We start from the raw sequence: 1,109 nt of genomic DNA, 5'->3' as shown, positions 1-1,109 counted from the left end.
GGAGACCTGTGCGCGGGAGTGTCTCGGCGCGGCATTCTGACGTGCGGGCCGTGGTCTTCCCTTCGGCGTCGCTCGCAGCACGCGGGCTCCTGCTTCGCCGCTCACACCGGCTGGAGATGGAGGCTTCGCTTGAGGTTGTAGGCGGTGGCGGTGAGGTGAACCTGGGCTCTGGCACGGGCGAGGCCTCGCCATCGCATCCGCCTCAAGCCGTAGCTGCGCTTCCAGGTGCCGAAGATCTTCTCCACGCGCGCCCGCACGCGCTGGATCGGCGCATTCCACGCGGCCAGCCGCGCCAGGGTCTCGGCTTCGTCCCGCCCCCACATGCCCGTGGCCGCCACCCGCGCCACGCCGCCCTTGGCGCGCACGGCCTGCGCGAAGTGCTGGCCGCGATAGGCGCTGTCGGCGAACACCTCGCCCGGGTCGTCCGGCAGCACGGCTGGGCCTTCCCGGCCGTCATGAATGTTGGCTGGCGTCACCGACACCGCCTCCACAAGCGCGGTGTCCGCATCGGCGCCGACATGCGCCTTGAAGCCGTGAACCGCCCGGCGGCTTTGGTGCTTCACCCAGCGCCCTTCGTCGTCGTCCTTGCTCGCCGAGGCGATGATGGTGGCATCCACCATTGTGCCGGTCTTGACCGTGATGGCGCGCGCCTTGAGTTGCTTTGTCACGGCCTCGAACAGGCGCCCATCCAGGCTCTGAGCAATGAGGGCCCGGCGGAAGCGCACAAAGGCGGTGCGCTCGGGAGTGGCCTCATGGACGGCAAAGCCGCAGAAGCGGCGAAAGGAGGCGCGGTCCTCCAGCGCCTCGGCCAGCTTCACGTCGGAGAGGTCATGCCAGACTGCAAGCAGCAGTGCCCGGAACATCGCCAGCGGCGGCCAGGCGGGTTCGCCCTTGGCGGAGGGATAGAGCGGTAAAAGCAGGGCTTCGATCGGCTGCCAGTCAATGACCGACGAGAGGCGATCCAGCGTCGCGCCGCTGCGCGATGGAGAGCCAGCGTCGAGGCTCTCCTGGCCAATCACGCGGTGCGACATCGAGGTCACTCCATGTGCCGTCGCCTGCAAGGGAATCAGACACGATGCCGCGCCGCAAGCGTTCCGCGCACAGGTCTC

At 68.8% G+C, this 1,109-nt stretch carries 1 protein-coding gene; it reads right to left on the bottom strand.

Annotation, left to right across the window (positions count from 1 at the left end; all coding sequences use genetic code 11):
- Positions 1–101 precede the first annotated feature (101 nt).
- On the bottom strand, positions 102–1,031 hold the full coding sequence (locus OF850_RS23345) for an IS5 family transposase (protein ID WP_301592838.1): 930 nt from the start codon (positions 1,029–1,031) through the stop codon (positions 102–104).
- Between the last annotated feature and the right edge of the window lie 78 nt (positions 1,032–1,109).

This window comes from Sabulicella glaciei, from assembly GCF_026183895.1.
Taxonomy (GTDB): Bacteria; Pseudomonadota; Alphaproteobacteria; order Acetobacterales; family Acetobacteraceae; genus Roseococcus; species Roseococcus glaciei.
Note: the sequence above shows the minus strand (reverse complement) of the source record. Positions and strands in the feature narration are given on the sequence as shown.